The organism is Psychrobacillus sp. (assembly GCF_032154225.1).
Classification (GTDB): domain Bacteria; phylum Bacillota; class Bacilli; order Bacillales_A; family Planococcaceae; genus Psychrobacillus.
Map to the genome: position 1 here is coordinate 86218 of NZ_JALDYF010000005.1, position 24067 is coordinate 110284.

At 34.2% G+C, this 24067-nt stretch carries 22 protein-coding genes; 1 reads left to right on the forward strand and 21 read right to left on the reverse strand.

Translation table 11 applies throughout. The features are described 5' to 3' along the window. Positions 1-18: 18 nt before the first annotated feature. Both fliD and RUH95_RS09120 read right to left on the reverse strand, forming a co-directional pair. Complete coding sequence (fliD, locus tag RUH95_RS09115; RefSeq protein ID WP_313892549.1) at positions 19-1923, reverse strand: flagellar filament capping protein FliD; 1905 nt, start codon at positions 1921-1923, stop codon at positions 19-21. Between the two features lie 18 nt (positions 1924-1941). Next, a complete protein-coding gene (locus RUH95_RS09120; RefSeq protein ID WP_313892550.1) occupies positions 1942-2325 on the reverse strand; it encodes a flagellar protein FlaG in 384 nt (127 codons plus the stop codon). Between the two features lie 131 nt (positions 2326-2456). Here RUH95_RS09120 and RUH95_RS09125 point away from each other — a divergent pair, with 131 nt between their 5' ends. Continuing rightward, positions 2457-3275: a flagellin N-terminal helical domain-containing protein gene (locus tag RUH95_RS09125; RefSeq protein ID WP_313892691.1), complete on the forward strand. Its 819-nt coding sequence runs from the start codon at positions 2457-2459 to the stop codon at positions 3273-3275. 43 nt (positions 3276-3318) lie between these two features. On the opposite strand, the gene fliB is transcribed toward RUH95_RS09125, so the two are convergent. The 19 genes from fliB to RUH95_RS09220 all read right to left on the reverse strand — a co-directional run bounded on the left by fliB (position 3319) and on the right by RUH95_RS09220 (position 23970). After that, positions 3319-4542, reverse strand: coding sequence for a flagellin lysine-N-methylase (gene fliB / locus RUH95_RS09130; RefSeq protein ID WP_313892551.1), 1224 nt, complete (start codon positions 4540-4542; stop codon positions 3319-3321). A gap of 89 nt (positions 4543-4631) precedes the next feature. After that, a complete protein-coding gene (locus RUH95_RS09135; protein ID WP_313892552.1) occupies positions 4632-5726 on the reverse strand; it encodes a DUF2920 family protein in 1095 nt (364 codons plus the stop codon). A 39-nt stretch (positions 5727-5765) separates the two neighbouring features. Then, on the reverse strand, positions 5766-6911 hold the full coding sequence (gene pseC, locus RUH95_RS09140) for a UDP-4-amino-4,6-dideoxy-N-acetyl-beta-L-altrosamine transaminase (protein WP_313892553.1): 1146 nt from the start codon (positions 6909-6911) through the stop codon (positions 5766-5768). An 11-nt stretch (positions 6912-6922) separates the two neighbouring features. Then, the gene (pseI, locus tag RUH95_RS09145; RefSeq protein WP_313892554.1) at positions 6923-7969 is read right to left on the reverse strand and encodes a pseudaminic acid synthase; all 1047 of its coding nucleotides are present in this window, start codon (positions 7967-7969) and stop codon (positions 6923-6925) included. Beyond that, positions 7966-8946 carry a UDP-2,4-diacetamido-2,4,6-trideoxy-beta-L-altropyranose hydrolase gene (gene pseG / locus RUH95_RS09150; protein ID WP_313892555.1) on the reverse strand — a complete coding sequence of 327 codons (981 nt, stop codon included), beginning with the start codon at positions 8944-8946 and terminating at the stop codon, positions 7966-7968. The genes pseI and pseG overlap by 4 nt, the downstream gene beginning before the upstream one ends. Next, entirely contained in the window at positions 8946-9668 is a 723-nt protein-coding gene (locus RUH95_RS09155; protein WP_313892692.1) for a cytidylyltransferase domain-containing protein, read from the reverse strand. The genes pseG and RUH95_RS09155 overlap by 1 nt, the downstream gene beginning before the upstream one ends. 16 nt (positions 9669-9684) lie before the next feature. Further along, the gene (locus tag RUH95_RS09160) at positions 9685-10410 is read right to left on the reverse strand and encodes an SDR family NAD(P)-dependent oxidoreductase (RefSeq protein ID WP_313892556.1); all 726 of its coding nucleotides are present in this window, start codon (positions 10408-10410) and stop codon (positions 9685-9687) included. After that, positions 10407-11654 carry an ANL family adenylate-forming protein gene (locus tag RUH95_RS09165; protein ID WP_313892557.1) on the reverse strand — a complete coding sequence of 416 codons (1248 nt, stop codon included), beginning with the start codon at positions 11652-11654 and terminating at the stop codon, positions 10407-10409. The genes RUH95_RS09160 and RUH95_RS09165 overlap by 4 nt, the downstream gene beginning before the upstream one ends. Before the next feature lies 1 nt (position 11655). Beyond that, on the reverse strand, positions 11656-11880 hold the full coding sequence (locus RUH95_RS09170; protein ID WP_313892558.1) for an acyl carrier protein: 225 nt from the start codon (positions 11878-11880) through the stop codon (positions 11656-11658). A gap of 24 nt (positions 11881-11904) precedes the next feature. Beyond that, positions 11905-12441 carry a UDP-4-amino-4,6-dideoxy-N-acetyl-beta-L-altrosamine N-acetyltransferase gene (gene pseH, locus RUH95_RS09175; protein WP_313892559.1) on the reverse strand — a complete coding sequence of 179 codons (537 nt, stop codon included), beginning with the start codon at positions 12439-12441 and terminating at the stop codon, positions 11905-11907. A 179-nt stretch (positions 12442-12620) separates the two neighbouring features. Beyond that, on the reverse strand, positions 12621-13976 hold the full coding sequence (locus tag RUH95_RS09180; RefSeq protein ID WP_313892560.1) for a sugar phosphate nucleotidyltransferase: 1356 nt from the start codon (positions 13974-13976) through the stop codon (positions 12621-12623). Between the two features lie 20 nt (positions 13977-13996). Next, positions 13997-15166 (reverse strand): glycosyltransferase, encoded by a 1170-nt coding sequence (locus RUH95_RS09185; RefSeq protein WP_313892561.1) that lies wholly within the window; start codon positions 15164-15166, stop codon positions 13997-13999. Positions 15167-15185: 19 nt separating this feature from the next. Continuing rightward, on the reverse strand, positions 15186-16334 hold the full coding sequence (locus tag RUH95_RS09190; protein ID WP_313892562.1) for a glycosyltransferase: 1149 nt from the start codon (positions 16332-16334) through the stop codon (positions 15186-15188). 46 nt (positions 16335-16380) lie between these two features. Next, a complete protein-coding gene (locus tag RUH95_RS09195) occupies positions 16381-17883 on the reverse strand; it encodes a glycosyltransferase family 4 protein (protein ID WP_313892563.1) in 1503 nt (500 codons plus the stop codon). A gap of 31 nt (positions 17884-17914) precedes the next feature. Beyond that, on the reverse strand, positions 17915-19066 hold the full coding sequence (locus tag RUH95_RS09200; RefSeq protein ID WP_313892564.1) for a class I SAM-dependent methyltransferase: 1152 nt from the start codon (positions 19064-19066) through the stop codon (positions 17915-17917). Between the two features lie 12 nt (positions 19067-19078). Beyond that, positions 19079-20200, reverse strand: a complete 1122-nt coding sequence (locus RUH95_RS09205) for a glycosyltransferase (protein ID WP_313892565.1) — start codon at positions 20198-20200, stop codon at positions 19079-19081. After that, positions 20197-21138 (reverse strand): GDP-L-fucose synthase family protein, encoded by a 942-nt coding sequence (locus RUH95_RS09210; RefSeq protein WP_313892566.1) that lies wholly within the window; start codon positions 21136-21138, stop codon positions 20197-20199. The genes RUH95_RS09205 and RUH95_RS09210 overlap by 4 nt, the downstream gene beginning before the upstream one ends. A gap of 109 nt (positions 21139-21247) precedes the next feature. After that, entirely contained in the window at positions 21248-22270 is a 1023-nt protein-coding gene (gene gmd, locus RUH95_RS09215; protein WP_313892567.1) for a GDP-mannose 4,6-dehydratase, read from the reverse strand. Positions 22271-22293: 23 nt separating this feature from the next. Further along, positions 22294-23970, reverse strand: coding sequence for a glycosyltransferase (locus tag RUH95_RS09220; RefSeq protein ID WP_313892568.1), 1677 nt, complete (start codon positions 23968-23970; stop codon positions 22294-22296). Positions 23971-24067: the final 97 nt, after the last annotated feature.

Here is a 24067-nt window from a genome sequence, read left to right on the forward strand (position 1 = left end):
TTTTCTCTCTATACTAACCTATTGTCCCGTAAATTGCGAAAACATACCTGACTGTGAGTTTGCTTTGTTAATCGCCGTTTCCATTGCAGTGAACTGCTTCCAATAACGCGCCTCAAGATTTACCATACGAACATTTAAACGATCGATACGAGTATCTAAACCAACCAAGTTTTTCCCAATTGAGTATTGTTGATCTGTATGTGTCGACTTACCAGCTTTTTTCTCAATATCCGCCATTACGGCTGTCAGTGAATCTTTCATACGTTGTGCAATACCTCGTGAATCGATTGTTTCCATACGACCATTCGCATTCAACTCTTTTTTTACTTCCCCTGTATTACTGAAAATGCTAATTACTTGATCTGGGTCTTTTTCAATAGCAGCACGTAGTTTGTTCTCATCAATAATTAATTTCCCATTATCGGAAACCTGATTTGATGTTGCGATGCCTAATTCAGAAAAAGAATCAATTGTTTTATCATTCAATCCTGCAATTGAACCAGAGAAGATAGAACGCATATTTGCTAATCCTTCACGAATGATTGAATCATTTCGTAATAGTCCACTTTTCGCTTTTTCTTCCCATAGCTTAATTTCATTTTCCTTCATACTTTCTCTTTGTTCAGATGTCAAAGGAGCATATTTGCGGTATTTATCTTCTTTTAATTGACCGTTTAAGTCTGCAATTAAACCATTATACGTGCTAACAAATTCTTTTATTTTATCTACTAGCCCTTGCACATCTGCAGAAGACTCGATAGTAACTGCACCTGAACTGAACTCTTGCTTTAGTGTAATTTCATAGCCGGAAATATTTGCTTTGTTAGATCGTTCTTCCATTTGTACACCATTTACTGTAAACATTGCATTTTTTCCGTCTACAGAGTTAGCTGGATCGTCTAGACCAAGTTTATTTAATAAGGCAGCTCCATCGCCTTCGACAGCTGTCATAGAAACATTTCCTGTCCCCGTGGCATTAGCTGTGATCGAAATTTTACCGTCCATTCCCATTAAAGCTGTAACCCCAGCAGAATTTAAGCTTTTTAAAAATGAATCTACAGAATCAGTTTCCTTAAATTCAACAGTCTTAGATATTAGTGCACCAGTTGCCGAAGGAACTTCAATTGTAATTTTTCCTCCTGCAAGACCTATTTCACCTAATTTTGTATTTTTATCTATTGCCGATGTTGCGTCTGTCCAAAGCGGTTTAGTTTTAGACTCGCCTGTATTCGGATCTACAGTCATTCCTAATGCAGAAAATGCAGCTTGTGAACCTGCATCTACTACAATCTCATCCTTACCCTTTGGTGCAAAAGCAAATGCACCAGTTTTTGCATCAAAACCTGCATTGACACCATCTTCTCGTAACTTCGTTATAATTTCATCCATACTTTTCGAAGTGTCGATTGTAATTTCTTTAGTAACAGGTTGTTGGTTCTCATCTAAAACAGGAGTCCCATCCTCATTTTTACTGTTCACAGTTAATTTTAACTCAGAAGGAATAGGAGACACATTTGCAAACCCTAACACATCTGCTAAAGAATCCGTTGATTTTGCTAATGTTTTATTTGTAGTACCAGTCAACGAACCATTTAAACGAGCAGAAGTTGCCATTTGTTGAACTGCATCAATCGATAATGATCCCGTTGCACCAGCACCAGCAGTTACGCCAACTTTTGTTGTATCAGAAACAGTAGGCGTTTTCTTCCCCATGCTACTTGATAACCTAAAATTATCAAAAACATACGTATCATATGTTTTTAGTTTCGTATTTACACCACGATATGCATCACGTTGCCACTCATACTTCGTTTTTTGTTGTTGTAATTTGTATAATGGTGCCTTTTCTGCTGACATTAGCTTAGCTACTAGTGCATCAATATCCATTCCTGATGCTAAACCGCCGACTCTATTAATTGCCATTTTAACAACCTCCTAATATTATATCTTTTCGTCTACAATCATGCCTAAAAACTTTTGCATTGTGTAAAATGCATCAAGTAATTTTCGAGGTGGAACCTCTCTAATTACTTCATCTGTTTGAGAATCCACTACTTGTACAAAATAGCGTTCTAAACCTTCATGCATAACAAATTTGGAATTATGATTTTGTAGCGTCATAAATTCATTTAAAGAATCAACTGCTTTTTGTACTTTTTCTTTTGGAAAAGATTCTTTTTCGTTTGCTTTTTGTTCTGCACGCATCATTTGTTTCAAAGAATTTTCTGTTACACTTGTTGTTTTTGGAACTTCTGCAATTGCTTCTGGTTGAGGTTGAACTGCTACTGTCATTTCTTTTACTTGTGCTTGAGATGAAATTCTCAATATGACTCCCCCCTACATTTACAACTTTCTTTTAATTATATCGGTTTATTTTTAGAAAGTTTCACTTCCTGCAAAAACTTTTGGTAATAATGCCGATAATACAAATGAATCCCAGAAAATTTCACATGGAGGTGAATGAATTGAAAATACAAAATCAAGTGGCGACATCCTTTTCTGTAAACAGATATCAAAAAAATCAATCCGCAACAACTCGAACACTTGAAAAATTATCTGGTGGAGATAAATTAACACGCGCTGCCAATAATGCTTCTGGATTATCTATCTCGGAAACAATGCGTGGACAAATTCGAGGGCTCGCAAAAGCACAACAAAATATGCAAGATGGTATTTCAGTATTAGAAGTAACAGATGCTGGACTTCAACATGTTAGTGGTGTTCTTCAGCGCATGCGAGAGTTAGCAGTCCAATCTTCTACCGACACAATGACAGATGATGATCGCACTGCAGTTGAGATGGAATTGAACCAATTGTTAAAATCGATTGATGATACATCGGAAGATTTGGAATTCAATACCCAAAACATTCTTGGAAACGTGCGACCTCTTTACATACATGTAGGGGCTAACGCTGGACAAAAAATGAGAATCGACACTGTGAATATAAGTACTGCACAACTTGGATTAGCAATTGCTGAAATTTCTACGCAAGAAAAAGCAGAAAAGCTTATTTCACAAGTTGAAAATGCCCAATCGATTATTTCGAAACACTTAGCAAATACTGGTTCCGATTACGAAGCTCTTACGCATCATAAAGAGAACGTTGCGAATACGGAAATTAGCTTACAACGTACAGAGTCACTCATCCGAGACCCAGACATGGCTCTTGAAATGATGGACTTTGTCAAACAAGGGATTCGTCAAAAAGGTGATGAGTTGCTCATTAAGCAAACGAATCAAAATGTAAGTAATATATTAGGGTTATTTAAATAACTATAAAACCGTTGAAGTTTATCTAAAACTTCAACGGTTTTTATTAACTTTTTATCAATACAGCCATATGTGCCATTGTTGAATAACCACTTTCTTTCAATGAATCGCGGACATTAGCAATATATTCTGCATTATGTTCGAATACTTTTGTGTATGATTGGATTAATTTAATAACTAAATCTGTTGACAGTCCTTTATGCACTGCTGACATACCTATTAAATGGAGTTTCACTAAGATTACATTTATAACTAACATCGTATAACTTTCAAACATTGTAGACTGATCACTTGGGAATAAACTTTTAAAAACGAAATTCACCATATAATTTTCTAGTATATATTCATGCTCTTGCATAAATGGACTATAGTACGTTTCGTTTGCATGTTTATAATTCTCGATTATCTTTTCGATAGGTGTCTCATCCTCTAAAGATAATCCTTTAATCACATCATGCAAACAATCTAAATAGCGTTTACTTGAAAAACCACCAATTAACCGATATTTGATCAATGATCTCCCCATACCTACTTGAAGTGATAAGTTAGTAGGTATATCTTTAATCGACTGGATAAATTGTTCATTGTCTAACCTACTTGAATAATCTTCTATGATTATCGGAAGTTGATGTGCTAATTCTTGTTCATTTAAAGACTCTATTTTTTGAAAAAATAACCCCAAAATAATAAGACGAATTTCAATTGAATGCCTACGATTTTGTAATACTTGTATCGTAAAAACACGTAAATCCCAGAAATGCGGACTCTTTTGGACAGTTTGTAATCTATTATTGATGAATCCTTTAGTATTTGCAGGTTCCTCTTCCCCTAGAAAATCTATTCCATTAGGGTTAAGCAACGCTAATCTTGCAGCTTCTGGGCAAGATAAAGTTAAACTTTTTTCGATTGTTTCATCTACATTATTTAATAATCTAGGATATATTGCACATGTATTTGATAGCATTTCTGGTCCTAGTAATGAGTGCACTTTACACAAGCCTCGCTCATCTAAAAGCGTGCAAGCACCCTCGTCATCCATTTTAATCTTTGCATAATCATATACTGAAGTACTAGATCGATTACGTGCTATATTTTTCTTTAACAGCTCTTTCATATCAGGATGCCTTGTCTCACGGTACTTTTGAAATGTTCCTTTGTCTATTGTTACTGCCCATCCTCCAGCACAGCAAGTATCTTCACAAGCAGAACCTATACATTGAAACTCTTTCAAATATGCTGGAACTAATACTGGTCTTGTTTTTTCAGTCATTACTGTCACCGTCCATCTCGAATGATTTTTATTTTTTGCTCTTCTCTTTTAACAATTATAGATACAATGAGGTTTATTTCAATCTATTACTATTTAAATACAACTTCTTTTGAAAATATCGGTAGACCAGAAAAATAGTCCACTTTAATTTTCGTTTCAGATAATAAAACTTCATATACTAATTTACCTTCAGCACTGTTCTCATGGTGTCCTAACTTTTCTACCCCATAATCAAACGCTTTCAAAAATTCAGCATCCAACCCGTGCTTATTCGATTTAAAAATTAATCCATCAACATCTTTTTCTTCCATCAAAATAAAGTCTGTATGTGGGATACTCTTTATAAGAGCCTCTTTTTCGTTATGATTAATTAAATGATCATCACTTCCTTGAAAAGAAATGATTTTTGTAGTGTTATCGAAGCTATCATATAAAATATTTAAATTGAGCGCACGTTTATCATTGATATATTTTCCCGCTAGATATTCGAAGTCAATTTGTAGTATCATTTGCCCGTAGGGTTGAAATAAGCGACGGTTTTCATTTAAATAGCCTGGTTCCATCCAAGCAGAGTTATCGATAATATGAGAAAACAAATGAGGAGCCAAACAATTACTTAGATGAAGTAAATATGCACCATGCGAGTGACCATAGCCTACAACATATTTTTCATTAAACTTCACTTTATTTTCCTTTAACATAATTCTTACTGCTTCAATTGCTGTAATAATATCAATGGACTGCATATAACCCATATCATTAAAATGATCTTCCGTTTCTGCTATCTTTGCTACAACAGGAATCATGATATCTCTAGTCGCAAACATCTCAAATAAATTAGAATAATCACTATTCAATGTGTTTTTTTCTTCATCAGTAAGTAGGGAAAACAAATTATTGATATCACCTGTTAGATTAAACGAAGCAGCCCCTTGCATGAACTCACTACCAAAATAATCACATTGTACGGTTACTAAATTATAAGTATCAGCAAATTCTTCTCTCATTTTTTTATAAACATTCGAATCAATATTTCCACCAAACCCTGGAACTAAAATAGCAATACCAGTATTTTCATTTGTTTCTTTTTCGGGAAGAGAGAATTCAATTCGTAATTCTCTACCTGAAACACCATTATATATATTATGATGTGCTGGAATATTAATACTATGATTTTCAGCCATATGTCTACCCCATTTTTAGTATATTAGCCTTCGATTTAGTTATTGCAAAACTTCACTTAGTGCACTTACAACACTCTCTACATCCTCTTCCATCATCCCTGGAAAAATCGGCAATGTCATCGCCTGCTGATACCATTCCTCTGCTTTTGGACATATTCCCTTTTCATATCCTAGTTCCCTGTAATAAGGATGCCAGTATACTGGAATATAATGAACATGAACGCCTATATTCAGCGAACGCATTTCCTCAAATATTGCTTTTCGTGGTTTGGTTATCTTTTCACAATCTAATTGAATAGAGTATAAATGCCAACCAGACTCCGTTTCTTCTAATTGCTTTGGAATAATAATCCCTCGTAGATGTCCTAACTTCTCATTATACAATCTAGCAATTTCACGTCTTCTTTCAATAAATCCATCTAACTTAACTATTTGAGACAAGCCTAAAGCTGCTTGAAGTTCCGTCATTCGATAATTATAGCCAAGCTCGACCATCTCATAATACCAATCTCCCTGTTCAACCGAATGGAGAGTTTTACTAATTCCATGACTTCGAAAACGCTTTAATTTTTCATAATACTCTTCTGAATTCGTTGTAATAATACCGCCTTCACCAGTCGTTATTGGCTTAACCGGATGAAAACTGAACATGGTCATATGCGCCTGAGAACCAATTTTTTTCCCTTTATATATTGCGCCAAGTGAATGGGCTCCATCTTCAATAACGACCAACTGATGTTCATCTGCAATTTTCATAATCTCATCTAAGTCCACAGGCTGACCTGTAAAATCGACTGGCATAATCGCTTTCGTCTTGGATGTTATTTTTTTCTTTATTTCCTTTGGATCAATATTGTAAGTATGTTCATCGATATCTGCAAACACTGGAGTTCCGCCACAATAGAGGACCGCATTTGACGTAGCTGCAAATGTAATCGGAGTTGTAATAACCTCATCACCAGCCGATATTCCGGCTGCATAGCAAGCGCCATGTAAAGCGGCAGTGCCATTCGTAAACGCAACAGCATATTTTGCACCTACATATGCTGCCACTGACTTTTCAAACTCCCCTAATTTTGGCCCTTGCGTCAAAAAAGGCGATCGTAAAACTGCTACTACTGCCTCAATATCTGATTCATCAATCGACTGTTTTCCATACGATAAAAACGTGGTTCGTTTATTCATAATATCAGTCCTTATAATAAAATATCGAAAGTTAATGGCGTACCTTTTAACACATCTTGATTCACTTTTTTCCCGACAATTAGCTCAAAATATTTTGGGGCAAGTCCATGTCCTGGTCGTATAACTCGAATATTTTCTTTCGTTAATATATCGCCAGCTTTTAAGTTTTCCCCTATATAAAGTGATCGACGATATTCTAGGGAAGGCTTCTCTACTTCAGTTGGCCCATAAGAAATAGTTCCGAGACTTCTCCACGCGCGTTCCGTCTCTTCTACTAATGTTTTAAGTTCATGCGGTTCTAAAGAAAATGTCGCGTCCACGCCACCATCTGCACGTGAAATAGTAAAATGTTTCTCTACAACAACTGCTCCAAGTGTCACAGCTGCAATCGACACCCCAACACCCATCGTATGGTCAGATAATCCTATTTCAGTTCCAAATAATTCTTTCATATGAGGAATCGTAGAAATATTCGAGTTTTCTGGCGTAGCTGGATATGTGCTCGTACATTTCAATAAAATAAGTTGTTCATTTCCTTGGGATTTAACAGCTTGTACAGCCTCATCTAATTCTGCAATAGATGCCATTCCAGTCGAAATAATAATTGGCTTACCAGTTGCTGCAACTTTTTCGATCAAAGGAATGTCTATATTTTCAAATGAAGCAATTTTATATGCAGGTACATTTAATGTTTCCAAAAAATCCACTGCCGTCTCATCAAATGGAGAGCTAAACGCAACCATCCCATGCTCTTTACATCTATTGAAAATTGCTTCATGCCATTCCCAAGGTGTATACGCCTCTTTATATAAATTATAGAGTGACTGACCTTGCCACAAATTTGTATCACTTGTTATAAAAAATTCACCTGTATGAATATCTAAAGTCATCGTATCTGGTGTATACGTTTGCAACTTCACTGCATCAGCCCCAGCCTCAGCTGCCAAATCCACTATTTTTAAAGCACGGTCGAGCGATTGGTTATGATTGCCCGACATTTCGGCAATTATAAATGGCTTTGCAGTGCGGCCAATTTGTTTATGTCCTATTTGAATCATTTTTCTACCTCCAAAAACCGCTTTAACCAGGAATTTGTTCTACCTGTTTGTTCCGTTAACTTCAATCCAATACTACTCAAATTCCCCAAAAATTCTTTTCTACTCGCCAATGAAACGATTAACTCTCTATATGTCTCTTCTGTTACTTTTTCATGCCAACCTAAATTCCAAACCGCACCTAATCCAGCAACTGTTTCTGTTGTAATATGCTGATTTTCTGCAACGACTGTACTTGATGATGGTAAACCAACGAAACAACGTTCCCAAGTTGCACTTCCACCTGCTCCAATCGAAAAATCCGCTTGACCCATTAAAGAAGCAATATAATCTATCTGGCAATGAAAATGATACCCTTCTCTTATACAAATCGCTTTAATTTCTTCTTTTTGAGGATTGCTGCTTCCTACTACAATATCCACATATTCTAAAACCTGCTGCTTTAAAGCACATAGTACTTTCATTGTTTCTCCAGTAGGGTCCGCCCCTCCCATAAATACGAGCAAACGTTTAACCTCACTATTTGTAGGCTTTAGATTATTTCTTTCTCGAATAAATTCTTCTCTCATAATTAAATAATTCGGACCTAATAATTTCACACAATGTACAGGAACCAATTCGTCATACCGATTTTCATAATTAGGAACTATATTTTGGTCTAGTAATACGTCACAATCATGCGGTCTATTTGCCAAGTCATCAATAACTACAATTTTTTTCACGAATGGACGAATCTCTTTTTCCCATTCTTCATCAATTTCATAATGATCAATAATACATAAACCTGCTTCCTGCATTTCATTGACATTTTGAAAGCCTTGCTGCTCCACATAATCAATCAAATGCCCTGGCAATTCGTTCATAAAAAAACGGACTGAACATCCTGCCATTTGTAATTGTTTCGCAATCGTTAAGCAACGCATCACATGTCCACTACCAATTGCTATCGAGGCATCCGTTCGAATAATAACCTCTATCATCACATCACCGGCTTTTGTTCAATATGTGCATTTAATCGAGCAACTTCAGGATTTTCTAATAAATATTCGATCACATCAGCACTTGAAACATAAATATCATTAAAATGCCCTGCTACCGCCTGACATAATTCATAATCTGCATCCATATCTAACGTAATACGTAACTCAGACGCAACACGATTTTTTGGAGCAATATACGTAACACTTTCAAACTGATCACTAAATTCATACGCATAATAGGTTACATGCTCCCGGTGGCGTTCTTCTAACTCGCTTCTATAAATGCGAAGTAATGCTTCATATGAAATCAACTCCACTGCTAGTCCCCGGGGCAGCTGACCATCAATTAACACAATATCTTTTCTTTCATGCTCCATTAATTCAATAAGGTTACTAGCCATTTCAAAATCAACAAAGGGACAATCAGAAGTAACGCGCATCACATAATCAGGTTCATACCGCTTCGCACTTTGTACAAAACGATCCAACACATTATCCTCAGATCCTCTAAAACACGATACATTATGCTCGTTACACCAATTTTCCACAGCATCATCTTGGGGCAAAGTAGATGTTGCCACAATGACTTCCGTTACACCTTTAATTTTATTGCAACGAGCCGTTACATACGATAGGACATCCAATTCTCCCAGTGGCATTAGAATTTTCCCAGGTAGACGAGTAGAACCCATACGAGCCTGAATAATGACGATTGTTTTCATACCTCTCACACTACCTTCATATCGTGCCATTATCTACATGCACTACTGTTCCCGTGATCGACTTCGCTTTTTCTGAAAGTAAAAATAGTACAGTGCTTGCTACGCTTGAAATATCCGTTTCCTTTTTCAAAGATGTTCTTTGATAAATTCGTGCTTTTTGATCTTCCGTCAATGTCGTGCTCATCGAAGTTTCCATGAAGCCCGGAACGACACAATTAGAACGAATTCCCTTGCTTCCCCATTCTCTAGCAATATTTTTAGAAAATGCTTCCATTGCTCCCTTTGTAGCTGCATACATACTCAAACCTTTATAACCCGTATGCGCACTAATAGAGGATATGTGAACAATCGAACCTTGCGTTTTATGTAATAACATATCTCTAATCGCATATTTGGATAAATGCATGGCTGAAAAGACATTTACTTGGAACATCGCCTCCAATTGATCCACTTTTAAATTAGAAACGATATCGTCATATGCCATCGCCGAATTATTAACGAGCCCGTATATATGGCCTATCTTACGAATCTTTTCTATATATAACTGCTTGATACCATCTACATTTGTTAAATCATAAGACAACGCTCTAAAACGATCCGGGTATTTCGCCAAAAGCTCATCCGCTGACTCTTCGCTTGATCGACTAACTCCAATAACCCCAAAATCTGTTTCATCCAGTATTTGATGAACAATTTCTCTCCCAACACCTCTTGAATCCCCAGTCACAATAATCCACTTCATTTTCTGACCTTCTTTCCAGTTCTCGTACTAGGAAGTTCATCTACAAACTTAATAATGCGAGGAACTTTCCACTCTTGTAGATGAGTAGCTGCAAATTGCTTTATTTCTTTTTTTAACTCTTTTTCGTCTACCTCATCAGCTTTAATAACATCCGCTACAAGAAGCTCACCTGTAACACTATTCTTCTTAGACTTTACCAAAATATCAACTACACCTGGCACTTGAATTAGTAAATCCTCCACTTCAAGTGGATTCACTTTATATCCTCCAACATTAATCATATCTGATTGGCGTGATAGAAATGTAAAATGCGTTTCATCCCTCATTTCAACGAGATCTCCCGTATGAAACCACATATCATCTGTAGCTAATGAATCTGAGTATCCTAATAAAGAATTATGTATACATAATTCCTGTTCAGTTGTAATTTTCACTAACAGCAAATGTTCTTCTCTAATTTCAAAAGTATCACCTTGTGCTGCAAACAAACTTCCAGCCTCTGTTGATGCATACACATTTGTCATTTTTGCATTTGGGAAAATATTTTTCAATTTCCCTTCTAAAACGGCATCAAATTTTTCTCCACCAAATGTTACTCTTTTAATCATAGAATATATATCCTCTTGTAAATAAGGAAGAACATTTCTATAAAATGTTGATGTAGCTGAAATATTAGTGACCCCGTATTTCTCTATCAGTTCAGGTATCCTTTTCATTGACTCATCAAAAACATAAATCAATGTATTTTGGTTAAGTAATGCTTGAAAGAACACTTGTAATCCAGCCATATGAGTAGGATTATAAGCAAAAGCCCACACATCATTTTCTAGTTTAGTATACTTTTTTACGTTTCTTGTAATGGATTGAAAAGAATGGCTCACTTTTTTAGGTCTGCCTGTTGTTCCAGACGTATACAAAGTTACATTCCACTTTTGCGTTGCCTGTATCCGTTGCACCACTTCATCAAAATCATTAAAATGAATACGTTCCATTACATCGCTTATCATTAATACATCCTCAACATGAAGACCTAATTCACCTATCTCTTTTTCAGAAAAATCTCCGTCCAACAATTCGATAGGATAATCAAATAATAAACTATGAACAATCGTTAAAAAGACTTCATATGGCTCGTTGTTCATCACATATAAATAAGAAGAGCAAATTTCCCTATTACTTAAATCAGTTAACAACTTTTCATATGTATATACAACCTCGTTATGTACTAAAAAAGCTTTTTCCATATTACTTGCCTTCTAATTTAACAATAATTTCGCCAATCGTTTGAACAATGCCGTCCTCGAAAATATCTACATCAAATTCATCCTCAAGTCGCACCGTCAATTCCGCTAACATTAAAGAATCTAAATGTAAATCTTCTCGTAAATCCATAGAAGATGCTAGGGTTTCAATAGTACTGTTACCCGCTTCTTCTCTTATTTCATTTATAATAGCTAATAATTTTTCCATTTATTTGTTCTCCAATCTTGGGATTTATTGTTCAAATACACCATTATACTTTTGAAACTTATTTAGCTTTATCCAATCTTCCTTTAACAACTCTAGTAAATGTAAGTCGTAACACGAACCATTTTTAAAAATATGTTCCTTATATACTCCAACCATTCGGTAACCATGCAATAAATTCAACTTTATTACATTGTCATTACCTTCCATTACTTCCGCGGTAATCTTGTGAAAACCATAAGTTGAAAACACATAGTTATAAAAATAAGGAGGTATAATCCCTCCATATAAGCGATACTTTTCTTCCCCAATATAAAAACCCCAACTTGTTCTTTTGTTCACATGGTCCATACCATTTAAACAAATGACGCCAACTAGCTGTCCTTTTATTTCAATGATCCAATAAGCATTTGTTTCAGAATGCGAGATTCTTTTAAACCATTCTTTCTGCTTATTCATATCTTTTTCAATATCAGTATTCATAAATCGAGTGACATCCTCCTGCGTTCTCCATTCCAGAACTTGCTCAAGATGCTCTTCCCGCAGTTTAATAAAACGAATCATTTAGAACCTCCGTACATAGTAGCTTTCTTATATATATTTATATTAACTTTATCGGTAAAATAAACGTTTTTTCTATACGTTAAGCATAACAGAATAAACGACTTTCAGATGATTGAAAGTCGTTTAACAGTACATACTTTAAATTTCACTTAACTGGTTCTAGTTGTGTATTCTTTTTATCAACGAATAGATTCAACAATCGTCGACCAATCTTTTTCCAGCCTTATGATATCTTCTTCTACGATCGAGCTCCCCATTTGTACCTCGATTAACTCTGTATCTGTTAATGCATATAAACAATGCTTCGAGCCCAGTGGAATAGTTAATACATCTCCAGGTAAAACCATTTTTGTTTCACCATCTTGAATGAAAATCGCATCACCCGAAATAATCGTCCAAACTTCTGAACGATGGTTATGAAATTGATAGCTTAAATTTTTACCAGATTCAACACAAAGCCTTTTCGTTAAAACCTCGCGTCCCTCTTTTTTCGTAAAATCAAGCACTCGATACCAGCCCCACCGACGTTCTTCATACATCGGTCTGGAAAATAAACCATCATGCAGCATGTCTTTCATTCGAGAGCTAGCAGGCTTATCCGTTACTAAAATACCATCGGCACTTACAGCAACTACTGCATTTGAAATCCCAAGTACTATAACAGGTAAATCAAGTTCATTCACGATATGCGTATTAAAGCTATCTTCACTTAATCCTCCATTACCAATAACTTGCTCGGACATTTCTTCTGTCAAAGTATTCCATGTTCCTAAGTCTTTCCAATACCCGTCATAAGTTAATGCCGAAATTTTAGTTAAATTCTCTACTACTTCATAATCGAAACTATTTTTCGGCAATTTAGAAAACTGGTCCAATAGCTCTTCATATGAGCATGGAAGTTCTTTTTCAATTAATCTATTTAATATTAAACTTAAAGGAAAAGCAAATACTCCACTATTCCAATAAGCTCCTTTTTCAATTAATACTTCTGCAGCTTCTTCTGATGGCTTCTCAACAAAACGATCTACTTGCATATATTCTGTTGATAGAGTTGGTATTAAGTAGCCATACTTAGAAGAAGGATATGTTGGCTTTATCCCTAATAAACCAATCTCCACTTTTGTTGAAGTAACAAGCTTTTCAAGTTCCTTTACTTGTCGATAAAAAGCGACATCAACAAAAGCGTCTACTGAAACGACACCTACAACTTCATCTTCCTTCATCCCTAAAGCTGAATGCAGATATGTACACGCAAGAGCAATTGCTGGAAATGTATCACGTCTTTCCGGCTCTATAACAATTGGAATATCCCCAAGCTGATTGCGCAACATGTCTACTTGTGCAGCATTGGTTGCAACTATCATGTCTTCAGCAGCAACGACCTCAGCCAATTGGCGATACACACGCTGTACCATGGACTCCAATTCACCAGTGTCATCATTTCGCAAGACTTTTAAAAATTGTTTTGCACGCGAATCGTTCGATAAAGGCCAGAGTCTTGTGCCAGATCCACCTGATAAGAGAATAAGCTTCACTTTTACTTCACCACATTTCTTTAATCTGTACTATACGATAGCAATACCGGTCTTAGCTCACGTAAAGTAAATCTAAACTGGGATTCATCTGTCTTGCCATTCTGTATTAGCATCATATTTTGCCTAGCATCTAAATACCCTGGAAACAGTAACATAGCTTGTTCCATATGAATAATTGCTTTTTCTTTATTACCATTCATCGCATAAATAACGGCCGAATTATTCAATGCTGCTCCATGCTCTACATTTACTAAAAGTATTTTTTCATATTCGCCCAATGCATCATTGAATCGTTTGTTCTCAATATAAACAATAGATTTCAGAAAACAATAAGTAATATAGTATGATGAATCTTCTAAAACTGGAGTATTCTCTAATAGTTCTTCACATTGTTCCCACTGCTTATAACGAATTAAAAACAACACAAAATCTAAACTATTTTTCTCTATTGTATAATCTCTTTTATAAAGTTTTTCCTTAATATATTCCAAACCATATTGATCCATTATTAGCTTTTCTGCATTATGGGAAGTACTCATGCTAGAAGTTGTATTATTTGCATGACGTCGAATGAAAGAAAGAGGCCTATCAATATATTCGATTGAACAATCCTTATCTAATAGACGTACCCATAAATCAACATCTTCATCATATTTTATAGATGAATTAAATCCAGTCATTTCAACTAATCTACTTTTCTTTACTAATACACCTGAAGGAGAAATAATAGGATTTCTTATTAAGATATCGCAAAATCCTTTAACTCCGCTTAATCGCTTGCCACTCAATACTGGAGAAATCACATGAGAATTTTCATCAATTTGATAATAAGCAGGATAAATTGCTGAAATATCTTCTGTAACTTCATTTATTTTAGATAAATAAGTTTCAACTAGTTCTTGAGAACATTCATCGTCTGCATCTAAAAATAATATCCAATCACCTGTTGATTCGTTAATTCCTCTATTTCTAGTGCTAGAAACCCCTTGATTCTCTTCATTCTCAAATAATTTAATTAGATTATGCTTTTCCATTAGTTTTCTAACTACTTTGCATGTTTGGTCTACGCTACAATCATCAATTACGATTATTTCTTGAACAGAATATGTTTGATTTAGAACACTCTCAATTGATTTTGATATATACTTTTCCGCATTATAAGCAGGAACAACCACTGAAATATTTTTCATACATTTCCTCTTTCATTCTTTAAAAAGAATGTTCTTTTTTATACGGGTATCTATAATTGATTCCTTCGATTAAACCGATTGATTTTAAGTATTTTGCTATTTGTTCATAGGCATAATACGGTGAAATCAAAATTTTCGTCTTTGTTGAAAATACCATTTCTTCGGGTGACAGCACTTTTCTCCCCAATACAGTTGTATTTTTCTTTTGTGGGTTAGCATCGATAAACCCTTCAATAGTTTGTCCTTCGTTTGTTAGAGAATAGCAAATAGATTGGCCAGCTTCACCCGCTCCCCATATCCAACATTCACCTACTAAACTATCATTTTGGAGAAATTGAATATTGTTCTCCACGTCTATAAGTGAATAGAAAAAAGTGTTCTCTAGATATTGATTCATATTAAACTCAATTTCTTTATGCCCGTATTCTTTAGAAATAGCATTAAAGAATTGATATAGTTCATTTGTATACCGTTGATAAAACTTCACTTCATTTATTTTTTTAAAAGCATTGGAACCATGAATACGATAATATGCATAAGGTTCATTAATTGTTTTAATTTGACCGATTAATGCACTATGTAGCATGAGTCTTGTGTCTACACAAATCGTCGATAAATTGTCTTCTTTTAAAGGTAACAATTTTTCTAAAAGTGAACGTCTAAAAACTAAACCACTTGTTGGTACAAATAGATGAAACAAACTGTTGGTAGATGATATGTAATTTTTATAGTTAGTGATTTGTTTTATTACTGGACGAACGATATCTAAAACTTGTCCTTCTCCATCCATCTCACTCATAGGATGCTGGATCGTATCAATATTTGGGTACTCATGTAAAACGTTCATTACTTCTTCTATTTTTTGATTATGAAAGACATCATCACTATCTAGTAAAAAGACTACATCCCCATTAGATTTTAAAAACGCTTGGTGTACCGCGTTCATTTGATTAATATTCGGTGTTTGCCCATAATTTACTTGATGAATAATAGTAATTTGATCCTTATATTCTTTAAGAATATCTAACGAGTCATCCGTTGATCCATCATCATAGACAATGATTTCTATGTCTCTATACGTCTGATGGAGAACTGATTCGATACAATGTTCTAAATAACGACCATAATTGTAGTTATTGATTAGCACAGATGCAAGCAATTCAATCAAACTCCCTTTAACTAAAACTAATATTTAAATCCTATGAGTGATTTATCTAACGTAATTCTTTCCATTCAAATATATATTTCCCGGGAAAATTCTCTTTAAGACGTTGTTTTACAATTTTACTTGATGAAGACTCAATAGAGACAATGACTGAATCATATGAGCTAGTTTCCTTTTCTAGCCATGTTTCATCATATATTGGGATATGATTAATTGAAGCAGGTAATACTTTATTATTATCAATAAATCCAACTACATTATAGTTTTCTTTTAAAAGGTCAATATAAATAAAGTAAGACATATGCATGGTCCCAAAAATCACAACATTTCGAATTTCTCTTTTTCTTAATACAACTAAATTTCCTTCTTCTTTATTATAAAAATTATTTAACCACTTTTGCTTAGCACACTTTGTTTCAAAATCTGCCGCAAAGCTTAATACTCCTAATATATTGTCTTGAATTTTCTCTGTATCATATTTAATTGTTTTTAAAGGCATTTTATCGATTCTTTTTATCCACTCATTAGCAGTATTCTCAATTTTATATTGTTTGGCATTCATTATCGCAGCTTTATTTAATTCATTCATTTTTTGCTTATTTTTAAAGGTATCGCTTACTCGTTCATACATACTCTCAATTTTTCCATATTCACATAAAAGTCCATTTATATTATCTTTAATAAGATAATCCGTTACACCATCTATTAAAAATGCTACTGGAATACACCCCATAGCTTGTGCCTCTATTATTGAAAGGCCAAACCCTTCCGATAGAGATGGGAAGATTAAAAAATGGGCTTCTTTCATTTCTTGAATTATATTATCTTTCTTTAAACTTCCTTTTATGGTTACAAAATCATTTAATTTTTTTTCATAAATCATTCTTTCCAATTCGCTACGTGCTGGGCCGTCCCCGACTATAGTAAGGCTAAATTTTTCATCAGAATGGGAAGAAAAGAGCTCCAAAAGCTTAGGTAAAAATAATACACCTTTATCACTATGCGATAAGCGTCCACAGTAGAGTAATTTTAATTCACTATCTTGTTCCACTCTGTCACTCATTTTTCCAAAGAAATCATTACTAATCCCATTTGGTACTAGAACCGAATTCTCCGTCTCATCGTTATCTAGTATTCTTTTTATCCGTGGACTTATAGCAATAAAACCATCCATGTTTTCTCTATTAGAAACTGCAACAGAGATTGAGATTGTATCTATCGCATGGAGCACTGTAATCTTTTTTGTTTTAGAATCAACTAGCCCTGCTACTGCACTTCCAATAATTGTATCGTTAATGTAAATAGCTGCAAAAGATTCATCAATGATAAACTCTGCAATAGTTTCGATAAAAGTTACTGGATCTTTAAAATCCCAAATATAGAACTTTTTTAGTCGTAATCCTAGATTTTCAGCAATTGGGTCCCATTCTCCATTTCCCTCTGTACAAATAATACAAACTTCATGATCATTACTAAGATGTTCAGAAATTCTTAAAACTAAATTTTCAATCCCGCCAACCTCTAAACGCTTTAATACTAACGCTACTTTCATAGTATCTTCCCTCCAGAGGAATTTGCAATGTCTAGTCCAATTTCTTTAACCACAAGCTTCCGCCGAAAGAGCCCCCCATTGATAAGTACTCATCTTTCAGTTTTCCCTGTTGCTTATCGTAAATAAAGTCATTCCAATACATGATCGAAAAACTTCTATTATACTGTAAAAAGCTTCTCAAAACATATGCCTCATTCCAATAGTATCCTTTTTCCAGCCATTCTTTAGGATATTCAAAAGGGTAAAAAATATCGTGAAAGTGAATAATAACTCCTTCTTTTAATTCAGGTAGCACTTCAAATATCAAATAGTTGACATCACTACCTATTTTCGAAACATGAGAACTGTCGATAAATAATATATCTCCTGCCTCTAAACTTCTAAAAATATCTAGATGAACATCTTGAACTTTTGAAACAATAATTGTTGAATTTTCTTTATCTTTTTCTGTTAACAAACCATTTAAACGATCTGGAAATGGCTCTATAAAAGTTAACTCCATGTTTAAATTTAGTTTATCTCTTGTATCTAACATTACTGATGAAGAAAATCCCGAACCTACTTCAATGATTCTTTTGGGTTTGAATCTTTTTAATGTACTATACAGGGTAGCCGCATCAAAAAATTCAAAAAATCCATTAGGCGTATAATATCGTAACGTTTCTTTTTCGTGAATTATTTTATAAAATGATTCAATTGACTCTAAAAAACTAGAAAACATCTGCAGTTGACCTTCTTCATTGATTTCAACTCCGCCAATTTCCTTATTCTTTGAAAATAAGGTTTGTTCATTTTCTTTGATTTCATGTAAATTAGGGATAGGAGAATAATAATGGCCATTTTCAAAATGAAGATTTAAATTAAGACTATTTTTAACATCCATATAATCGCAGAAATCCTGTTCGTCACTAAATCCTAATTCTTTAAGCTGCATTGCGATTTCGTTTCTATAAGAACTTGTAATAACTATAAAATACTCATCTTTTTGAATGCTTTTCAAAATAGTTGGATGACAAATTGCTTTATTTAAAAATAATTGACCATGTTTATTAATATCATTATCTACAAACAGTTCAACTTTTAAAAGTGGCATTAATTCAAATAATTTTATCGCTGCGTCACTTGCACCAAAACAAATAACTTTTTTAGCTTTTAGTTTCTTTACTAATACATTATAATCCATCTAAATAACCCCTTAATTAATATCACGAACTAGATCTCTCCAACTTACACAATATATTTCTTTTTCTAGATTATAGCTATTGAGCTGTTCTTTCCCTGCTTCTTCATGAAACCCTTGAAATCCAAATATTACAGCATCAATTTGTTTTGTATTTTCGGTATTTAAAAGCCACTCGGGGTGATATACCTCAATATTATTCATGATAATCCCATGTCTACGTTCATTATTATCAAGATACCCTTTAATTTGTATACCAGCATTTTTAAAATCCTGAGCTATTAAAAGAGCTATTCCCTCACTACCGAAGATAACTACAGATTTAATTTTCTTTTCCATTAAGGGATAGCTTATTGATTTATTATGAAAAGTAATTTGTTCAAGCCATTTTTTTAGTAATGACTCATTTGTATCCGGGACTTGTTGATTAATTAAAGTATTATTAACTGGAAAATACTTATTGATAATACTTCTTGTTTCGTCTAGTACAATTGATTGCGTGCTGTCGTTGCTAGACAGTCCCCCTAGTCGAAACATTGTTACGAAAATAGGAATATAATACACTTTCTTCTCATACTTCTGTAAAACTTTTGCCATCAGATCGAAGTCTGCCGCAATACGGTATTGTAAATCAAATCCTCCAAGCGCTAAGATTACTTCTCGTAATAATAATGTTGCTGGATGAGGTGGCATAATTCCTTCTTTTAATTTATCTAGACTAATATTTTGCCCATGTTTAGTTTTATAATCAGTAGATTCATTTATCATATAAATATTTCCATAAACACAAACAGCATCTTGTTTTTTCTTTATGAAACAAGCTAACTGTTTAATTACATCATTTTCTAAGAAATAATCATCTGCATTTAAAAACATAATATATTCGCCTGAAGCTATATGTACGCCTTTATTGAACGCATCATATACTCCTTTGTCTGACTCTGAGACTACTACATCTATTTTGTTTCGGTACTTCTCCACAATCTCCATAGTTCCATCAGTAGAAGCCCCATCTACAATAATATATTCGATATGTTCATAGGTTTGTCCAAGTACGCTTTGAATCGTTTGCTCAATTGTGTTTTCTGCATTATAACAAGCTGTTATGATACTAATTTTCGGTCGATTACTCATCATTTTATGACATTATCAAGATACCAATTATATGCATCTTGAACTCCTTCCTTCAATTCAATTGAATGTTTCCAACCTAGACGATGTAATTTAGATACATCTGTAAGCTTTCTCGGTGTACCATCTGGCTTACTTATGTCAAATACTAGCTTGCCTTCATAGCCAATTACATCACATAATAATAGCGCTAATTGTTCTATAGACACTTCTTTTCCCATACCAATATTAACAAATTCTCCAACCTGTCCAGCATCACATTGTTCCATTAAATAAGTACAAGCATCAGCTAAATCATCCGCATGCAAAAACTCACGAAGTGGAGCACCTGATCCCCAAACAGAAACTGTCGACTCTTTATTCACTTTAGCTTCATGTATTTTCCTCATAAGTGCAGGTAATACATGTGAACTTTGCAAATCAAAATTATCATTTGGTCCATATAAATTCGTTGGCATCACACTAATAAAATTAGTTCCATATTCTTTGTTATAAGCATTACACATTTTAATGCCAGCAATTTTAGCTATCGCGTAAGCCTCGTTTGTAGATTCTAATTCACCTGTTAGTAAATAGTCTTCTTTAAGCGGCTGAGGTGCCATTTTTGGATAAATACATGTACTCCCTAAAAATAGAAGCTTTTTCACCTCAACTTTACGAGCTGCTTCAATAACATTCGTTTGAATCATTAAATTTTCATATAAAAATTGACCAGGAAATGTAGAATTGGCTAAAATCCCACCAACTTTTGCTGCCGCTAAAAATACATACTCTGGCTCTTCCTCTGTAAAAAATGTTTCTACTTCTACCTGTTTACGTAAATCTAATTCTTTGCTTGTTCTAGTTATAATATTTGTATGCCCATCTGCTTTTAGTTTTCGAGTTATTGCAGATCCAACTAATCCCCTATGCCCGGCTACATAGATTTTTGAATGTTTATCCATTGCATACTCACCTTTTATTTCAATCTATTATTATTATCGGCAAACTACCATCAAACTACATTAAAAAGCGACAAAGGTATCTACTATTTTCCCCCTTCATCGCTTCGCTTTAGTTTTTTATTCTTTTCAAATCTTCCTGAACCATCATCTGTACTAATTGTTGGAAAGAAGTCTTCCGTTCCCAACCAAGTTTTTCTTTTGCCTTTGTTGGGTTTCCAAGTAATAATTCTACTTCAGTTGGGCGGAAAAATTGTGGATCAACGGCTACAATAATTTGACCAGTTGCACGATTAATTCCCTTTTCATTAATGCCTTCCCCTTGCCATTCAATATCAATACCCGCTTCATTAAATGCGCATTCCACAAATTCACGAACAGTTCTAGTTTCCCCTGTTGCTATAACAAAGTCTTCTGGCTTTTCTTGTTGTAGCATTAACCACATTGCTTCAACATAATCTCCTGCAAATCCCCAATCACGCTTTGCATCAAGGTTACCTAAATATAAACACTCCTGATTACTATGCTTAATATTAGCAACAGCAATCGTAATTTTTCGCGTCACAAATGTTTCCCCACGAAGGGGAGATTCATGATTAAATAATATTCCGTTACATGCAAAAATATTATATGCTTCACGATAGTTCACTGTAATCCAATATGCATACATTTTTGCTGCTGCATACGGACTACGAGGATAAAACGGTGTTGTCTCAGACTGTGGTGTTTCCTGTACTTTGCCATACAACTCACTAGTTGAAGCTTGATATATTCTAGTTTTTTGCTCAAGTCCTAAAATACGAATAGCTTCTAATAATCGTAATGTGCCAATACCATCAGCATTCGCTGTATATTCAGGTGTTTCAAATGATACATGTACATGACTCATCGCAGCTAAATTATATACCTCACCCGGTCTAATTTCGGACATTAAACGGATTATATTTGCTGAATCAGTCATGTCTCCATAATGCAAAGTTAATCGATCATCATTTAGAAACTCTTGAATTCGATCATAACGTTCAATAGATACACGTCGAACAAGTCCATGTACCTTATATCCTTTTTCTAAAAGGAATTTTGTTAAATAGGCACCATCTTGGCCTGTGATGCCTGTGATCAATGCTTTTTTCATAAATAGTTTACCTCTAACTTCATTTATTTCATACAAATGGCATAATCATTAAGTGTAAAAGCATTCTTCCAAAGTACTTGTTCAATTTCTGTATACCATGTTGAAGCAACAAAAACAAAATAATTTTTAGATTCCTCAATGGTGTTAATTCGATAAGATTCTACGATTTTACCTTGTAAGGCTTTATCACTATCTATAAACACATCAACAGGAATATTATAAAATTTCAATATAGTTAATACTTCCTTACCGAATTCCCCCGTACCGTAAATAGCTACTTTCCTGTCACCTATTTTCGCTAACAATTGATTTTTTTTATTATCAAAAACATACCATTTTTGTTGTTCATTCCATTGAACTTCAACGGATTTTTGGAATCTTTTAATGTACATTTGAATATTAAAAAGTTCCATTTCTTCCTCTAAAGATTCTTCTTTTTTCTTACTTAATGGTATTTGAAGTACCTCTTGATACAAGTCTTTATATAAATTAGCCATTTTCTTTGGACTATAATTCACTACTGCTTCTTGACGAGACTTTCCTGATAAAAGCTCATAGTCTGGATGATGTGCAATAAATTCTATCCCTTTGGCCATATCGTCTACTTCATAAGCATGAGATAAATAACCAGTTTCTCCATGTTTAATAATATCAGCAGGACCTGTCGCATTGAAAGCTACTACTGGTGTTCCACACGACATAGACTCTACTATTGTTTTTCCAAATGCTTCTTCAATCGAAGGAGCAACAAAAACATGCGCTGAAGAATATATTTGAGCTAAAATATTGTTATCATTTACAATACCAAAATCAGTATAAGAAAAACCTACATCTTTTAAAACCGCTGAATCGCTTCCGCCAAATGTAATCAAATAATAGTCTTTTTTATTTTCCAATAATTGCAGTGCATCAATTAATAACTTAAATCCTTTTCTTTCATCCGCATATGCATTAATAGCTCCAAATGCTATTATTTTTTTATCTAGCGGCAAATTATTCTTTTTACGAATAGATACTTTATCATATGCCTTAAACACATTTGAATCAATACTATTTGGGATCATGTGAACCTTCTTATTATTCAATAAACTGCTCGAAATCGCACACTCAGCTAACCAACTACTAATTGCCACAGGATGAACATTGTGATAATTTTTCATTTTTCTAGAGTAAATCCAATTTGAAACGTCATGTTTAATGTAACTATTAAGAATATTGCATGAACCACAACTAACTTTATATTTTTCACAACTACGAGAATAATGACATCCTCCTGTAAAGGGCCACATATCACGGAAAGTCCAAACAATTGGTGTGTTAATTTTTGACAGCGCTTCTAAACTCAACATTTGGTCATTAATCCAATGTAGGTGAACAATATCAGCTTCTTGAGAAAGTTCAAGTATTTTCTCGTCAAAAATTCCCTCACCTAAACTAAAAAAACCGTTTTTTTGAGGATATTCACTTAATACAAATTGCTCAAACTTTCTATTTCGGTATCGTTCTAGATCATCCTTTACACTAGTTAATAAATACTCTACTTCTTCAAACTCATCTTCAAATAGCTTATCCACTACAAAAAAGCGAGAATCTATTCCCTGTTCTTTTAATGATGTATGAAGAAAATATGCTCCTCTTGCAGCCCCACCCGCGATATTTCCACTTGTTAAGTGTATAATTCTCACTTTTTCACCACCCATTCCCCAAAAATAGAGGAAATCTTTTATTACCAATACGGTAACAATTTAATTTAAAATTGGATTGCTGATCTCCCCGAAAAATCAATTTATTCAAAAA

Coding starts and splice junctions, on each gene's coding strand:
- fliD (WP_313892549.1), bottom strand. CDS start 1,923: ATGGCAATTAATAGAGTCGGCGGTTTAGCATCAGGAATGGATATTGAT.
- fliB (WP_313892551.1), bottom strand. CDS start 4,542: ATGACTGAAAAAACAAGACCAGTATTAGTTCCAGCATATTTGAAAGAG.
- RUH95_RS09135 (WP_313892552.1), bottom strand. CDS start 5,726: ATGGCTGAAAATCATAGTATTAATATTCCAGCACATCATAATATATAT.
- pseC (WP_313892553.1), bottom strand. CDS start 6,911: ATGAATAAACGAACCACGTTTTTATCGTATGGAAAACAGTCGATTGAT.
- pseI (WP_313892554.1), bottom strand. CDS start 7,969: ATGATTCAAATAGGACATAAACAAATTGGCCGCACTGCAAAGCCATTT.
- pseG (WP_313892555.1), bottom strand. CDS start 8,946: ATGATAGAGGTTATTATTCGAACGGATGCCTCGATAGCAATTGGTAGT.
- RUH95_RS09155 (WP_313892692.1), bottom strand. CDS start 9,668: ATGAAAACAATCGTCATTATTCAGGCTCGTATGGGTTCTACTCGTCTA.
- RUH95_RS09160 (WP_313892556.1), bottom strand. CDS start 10,410: ATGAAGTGGATTATTGTGACTGGGGATTCAAGAGGTGTTGGGAGAGAA.
- RUH95_RS09165 (WP_313892557.1), bottom strand. CDS start 11,654: ATGGAAAAAGCTTTTTTAGTACATAACGAGGTTGTATATACATATGAA.
- RUH95_RS09170 (WP_313892558.1), bottom strand. CDS start 11,880: ATGGAAAAATTATTAGCTATTATAAATGAAATAAGAGAAGAAGCGGGT.
- pseH (WP_313892559.1), bottom strand. CDS start 12,441: ATGATTCGTTTTATTAAACTGCGGGAAGAGCATCTTGAGCAAGTTCTG.
- RUH95_RS09185 (WP_313892561.1), bottom strand. CDS start 15,166: ATGAAAAATATTTCAGTGGTTGTTCCTGCTTATAATGCGGAAAAGTAT.
- RUH95_RS09195 (WP_313892563.1), bottom strand. CDS start 17,883: ATGAAAGTAGCGTTAGTATTAAAGCGTTTAGAGGTTGGCGGGATTGAA.
- RUH95_RS09200 (WP_313892564.1), bottom strand. CDS start 19,066: ATGGATTATAATGTATTAGTAAAGAAACTAAAAGCTAAAAAAGTTATT.
- RUH95_RS09205 (WP_313892565.1), bottom strand. CDS start 20,200: ATGATGAGTAATCGACCGAAAATTAGTATCATAACAGCTTGTTATAAT.
- RUH95_RS09210 (WP_313892566.1), bottom strand. CDS start 21,138: ATGGATAAACATTCAAAAATCTATGTAGCCGGGCATAGGGGATTAGTT.
- gmd (WP_313892567.1), bottom strand. CDS start 22,270: ATGAAAAAAGCATTGATCACAGGCATCACAGGCCAAGATGGTGCCTAT.
- RUH95_RS09220 (WP_313892568.1), bottom strand. CDS start 23,970: ATGGGTGGTGAAAAAGTGAGAATTATACACTTAACAAGTGGAAATATC.